This is a genomic window from Parafannyhessea umbonata (assembly GCF_012844235.1).
Taxonomy (GTDB): domain Bacteria; phylum Actinomycetota; class Coriobacteriia; order Coriobacteriales; family Atopobiaceae; genus Parafannyhessea.
On record NZ_JABAGR010000018.1, the window covers coordinates 1 to 5,124 of the forward strand.

Annotated in this window: 2 rRNA genes; both read right to left on the minus strand. The window is 60.4% G+C overall.

Going from position 1 to position 5,124, the window contains the following annotated elements:
* Positions 1-122: 122 nt before the first annotated feature.
* Positions 123-3,057, minus strand: a 23S ribosomal RNA gene (locus tag HF885_RS10190).
* Between the two features lie 242 nt (positions 3,058-3,299).
* A 16S ribosomal RNA gene (locus HF885_RS10195) occupies positions 3,300-4,814 on the minus strand.
* The 16S and 23S rRNA genes sit together here, the layout of an rRNA operon.
* Between the last annotated feature and the right edge of the window lie 310 nt (positions 4,815-5,124).

Here is a 5,124-nt window from a genome sequence, read left to right on the forward strand (position 1 = left end):
GTCGCTGACCAACTAGGGGCATTCTTCGGTTCCGGGGCCGGCTCCGCCGTGCCCTGGGGGCCGCACAGCGCGACAAGGCGAACTTCCCAAGAAGACCGCTCCGATCCGGAGCCACGTATAGTGGGAAGAAGAGCTCGACCGATTAGTACTGCTCGGCTGAGCGCCTCGCGGCGCTTGCACCTGCAGCCTATCAACCTCGTCGTCTACGAGGGGTCTTACCGAAAGGAAAACTCATCTCGGGATGGGCTTCCCGCTTAGATGCTTTCAGCGGTTATCCCGACCGGACTCAGCTACCGGGCAGTGCCATTAGGTTGACAACCCGTACACCGGAGGTCCGTCCACCCCGGTCCTCTCGTACTAGGGGCAGCCTCCCTCAGTTTTCCTACGCCCACGGAGGATAGGGACCGAACTGTCTCACGACGTTCTGAACCCAGCTCGCGTACCGCTTTAAATGGCGAACAGCCATACCCTTGGGACCTGCTCCAGCCCCAGGATGCGATGAGCCGACATCGAGGTGCCAAACCTTCCCGTCGATGTGGACTCTTGGGGAAGATCAGCCTGTTATCCCCGGAGTACCTTTTATCCGTTGAGCGACGGCCATTCCACTCTGAGCCGCCGGATCACTAGAACCTGGTTTCCCATCTGCTCGACTCGTGGGTCTCGCAGTCAAGCCTGCTTATGCTCTTGCACTCAAAAGGGTGGTTGCCGACCATCCTGAGCAGACCTTACGTGCGCCTCCGTTACACTTTAGGAGGCGACCGCCCCAGTCAAACTACCCACCAGACACGGTCCCCCGCCCGGATCACGGCGCGGGGTTAGGCTGCCAGAACGTCGAGGGTGGTATTCCAAGGGCGACTCCCCAGAGACTGGCGTCCCTGGTTCACTGTCTCCCACCTATCCTCTACACGACGGACCGGCAGCCAATGTCTAGCTGCAGTAAAGGTTCACGGGGTCTTTCCGTCCTTCCGCGGGTAAGTCGCATCTTCACGACTAGTGCAATTTCACCGGGTCTATGGTTGAGACAGCGTCCAAATCGTTACGCCTTTCGTGCAGGTCGGAACTTACCCGACAAGGAATTTCGCTACCTTAGGACCGTTATAGTTACGGCCGCCGTTTACCGGGGCTTAGATTCGCTGCTTCGCTCGCGCTGACAGCTCCTCGTGACCTTCCGGCACCGGGCAGGCGTCAGACCCTATACGTCGTCTTACGACTTCAGCAGAGTCCTGTGTTTTTGATAAACAGTCGTTTGGACCTCTTCGCTGCGGCCGACCCTGGCTCGGGGAGCAAGTCCCTCCACCCAGGCCGGCACCCCTTCTCCCGAAGTTACGGGGCAGTTTTGCCGAGTTCCTTAACCATAGTTCTCCCGATCGCCTTGGTATGTTCTACCCACCCACCTGTGTCGGTTTGCGGTACGGGCTCCTAGCGGCTCCCTAGGGGTTTTTCTCGGAAGCATGGGCTCACTCACTTCGCTCAATCGTTTCGTCCGCCACCTCAGCCTTCGCGAGAGGCGCGTTTCACTACCTCTCGGCCTACGTGGCCTCACGGGGACGTCCAGAACCCCGCTGAGCTACCCTTCTTCGTCGCCCCGTCGGTGATAGCGTCGCGTCGGAGGTGCAGGAATGTCCACCTGCTGTGCATCGGCTACGCCTTCCGGCCTCGCCTTAGCTCCCGACTGACCCTGGGAGGATTAGCCTTGCCCAGGAAACCTTGGGTTTACGGCGGGGGCGTTTTTCACGCCCCTCTCGTTACTCATGCCAGCATTCTCACTTCCGGCCGGTCCACCGCGGGTCGTCCCGCGGCTTCGCCCCAGACGGAAAGCTCCCCTACCACTGTTAAAAACAGTCCGCCGCTTCGGTACCGTGCTTAGCCCCGTATATTGTCGGCGCATGTCCACTCGACCAGTGAGCTATTACGCACTCTTTGAATGAATGGCTGCTTCTAAGCCAACATCCTGGTTGTCTGAGCAAACGCACATCCTTTGCCACTTAGCACGGATTTGGGGACCTTAGCGGGCGGTCTGGGCTGTTTCCCTTTCGAACACACGGCTTAGCCCACATGTTCTGACTCCCGGACTCTGGGCCTGCGGCATTCGGAGTTTGATTGGTCTTGGTAGGCGGTGAGGCCCCCGCGACCATTCAGTGCTCTACCTCCGCAGGTAAACGTCCGAGGCTAGCCCTAAAGCTATTTCGGGGAGAACGAGATATCTCCGGGTTTGATAGGCCTTTCACTCCTATCCACAGGTCATCCCCCCAGTTTTCAACCTAGGTGGGTTCGGCCCTCCACGGGGTCTTACCCCCGCTTCAGCCTGCCCATGGATAGCTCACCCGGCTTCGCGTCTACGGTGTGCGACTGAGCGCCCTGTTCAGACTCGCTCTCGCTGCGGCTCGCTTGCTAGCTTAACCTCGCCACACGCCGTAACTCGCTGGCTCATTCTACAAAAGGCACGCCGTCACAGTGCAAGCACTGCTCCGACTGCTTGTAGGCACACGGTTTCAGGTACTATTTCACTCCCCTCCCGGGGTGCTTTTCACCTTTCCCTCACGGTACTTGTCCACTATCGGTCACAGGAGAGTATTTAGGGTTGGAGGGTGGTCCCCCCGGCTTCCCACCGGGTTTCACGTGTCCGGCAGTACTCAGGTGCCACCCGGCAGCCCCCTCGGATTCGCGTACGGGGCTCTAACCCTGTCTCGCCGGCCTTCCCAGGCCGTTCCGCTTCCGCGGGGGTTTGTGACTGCCATGTGGGTGGTCCTACAACCCCGCCGGCGCCGAAGCAACCGGCGGTTTGCCCTAGGTCCCCGTTCGCTCGCCACTACTAGGGGAATCTCGTTTGATTTCTCTTCCTCCGGGTACTTAGATGTTTCAGTTCCCCGGGTTGCCTCCGGCGCGCCTATGTGTTCAGCGCGCGGCGGCGGGGTATGGCCCCCGCCGGGTTCGCCCATTCGGAGATCCACGGGTCAAGCGGATATGTGCTCCTAACCGTGGCTTATCGCAGCTTGTCACGTCCTTCGTCGGCTTCCTGTGCCAAGGCATCCACCGTGTGCCCTTACCATCTTCTTCTCGATGGCTCGGTACATACATACACCCCGGCGGCCTCTCGGTCGCCGGTGCGATCAGATGCGATCTTCTTGAAAAAGAAAAATATCGTCTTTGTCACGCTATGCAGCTCTCAAGGTACGGCGAGGGCGAGCCCTCGAGACCGGACACTGCGCGCTCTCGCGCGACGAAAGGCATCAGCGGGAACGGACGGGCACCGTCTCGTCTGTGATGATCGTTTCTGTGGGTGACTCTTGTCTCCCTAGAAAGGAGGTGATCCAGCCGCACCTTCCGGTACGGCTACCTTGTTACGACTTCACCCCCCTTACCCTCCACACCTTCGGCGCCTCCCTCCCTTGCGGGTTGGGCCGACGACTTCGGGTGCAGACGACTCGGGTGGTGTGACGGGCGGTGTGTACAAGGCCCGGGAACGCATTCACCGCGGCGTGCTGATCCGCGATTACTAGCAACTCCGACTTCATGGAGGCGGGTTGCAGCCTCCAATCCGAACTGGGGCCGGCTTTGGGGATTCGCTCCTGCTCGCGCAGTGGCAGCCCATTGTGCCGGTCATTGTAGCACGTGTGCAGCCCAGGACATAAGGGGCATGATGACTTGACGTCGTCCCCACCTTCCTCCGGCTTGACGCCGGCGGTCTCGCATGGGTGCCCGGCCGAACCGCTGGCAACATGCGACGAGGGTTGCGCTCGTTGCGGGACTTAACCCAACATCTCACGACACGAGCTGACGACAGCCATGCACCACCTGTTCAGGCTCCTCTCGGCCACGGCGTTTCCGCCGCTTCACCTGAATGTCAAGCCCTGGTAAGGTTCTTCGCGTTGCTTCGAATTAAGCCACATGCTCCGCTGCTTGTGCGGGCCCCCGTCAATTCCTTTGAGTTTTAGCCTTGCGGCCGTACTCCCCAGGCGGGACACTTAATGCGTTGGCTGCGGCACGGAGGGCACATCCCCCCACACCTAGTGTCCATCGTTTACGGCTAGGACTACCAGGGTATCTAATCCTGTTCGCTCCCCTAGCTTTCGCGCCTCAGCGTCAGTCGTGGCCCAGAAGGCCGCCTTCGCCACCGGTGTTCTTCCAAATATCTGCGCATTCCACCGCTACACTTGGAATTCCGCCTTCCCCTACCAGACTCAAGCCTGTCGGTATCGGGACCGGGCGGGGGTTGAGCCCCCGGATTTGAGTCCCGACCTAGCAGGCCGCCTACGCGCGCTTTACGCCCAATGAATCCGGATAACGCTCGCCCCCTACGTATTACCGCGGCTGCTGGCACGTAGTTAGCCGGGGCTTCTTCTGCAGGTACCGTCACCTTGCGGCCTCGTCCCTGCTGAAAGCGGTTTACAACCCGAAGGCCTTCGTCCCGCACGCGGCGTCGCTGCATCAGGCTTTCGCCCATTGTGCAAGATTCCCCACTGCTGCCTCCCGTAGGAGTCTGGGCCGTGTCTCAGTCCCAATCTGGCCGGTCGGTCTCTCAACCCGGCTACCCATAATCGCCTTGGTGGGCCGTTACCCCGCCAACAAGCTAACAGGCCGCGGGCCCATCCCTCGCCGTCAGGGCTTTCCCGGCACCCCCATGCGGGGGTCCCGGAGTATCCGGTATTAACCACGGTTTCCCGAGGCTATCCCGGTGCGAGGGGCAGGTTGCCCACGTGTTACTCAGCCGTTCGCCACTTTATACACACCCGAAGGTGCTTTAACCGTTCGACTTGCATGTGTTAGGCGCGCCGCCAGCGTTCATCCTGAGCCAGGATCGAACTCTCCGTTCGGAGCTTCGCGGGCTCTCGCCCGCGAGTGATTCCGTGTGTATGAGTCGGATGCCCACTCTAGATCCCGCTGATCTGGATTCGCTTGGTTTGAATTGACGTGAATTCGAAAATTCGAACTTCGCTCTTCTATTCGCTGTCTTTCGTCGATCTTTCGATCGCAGTATCCGGTTTTCAAGGTTCGCCGCCGGCGTCCGGGTCCGTGGCCCGTCGCGGCGCGGGAATTAACTATACGCGCGCCGGCCTCCCGCGGGGGCCAGAATCTGCTCCTCCACGGCTCCCACACAACTCCGGCGCGAGACGCGAAAATGCC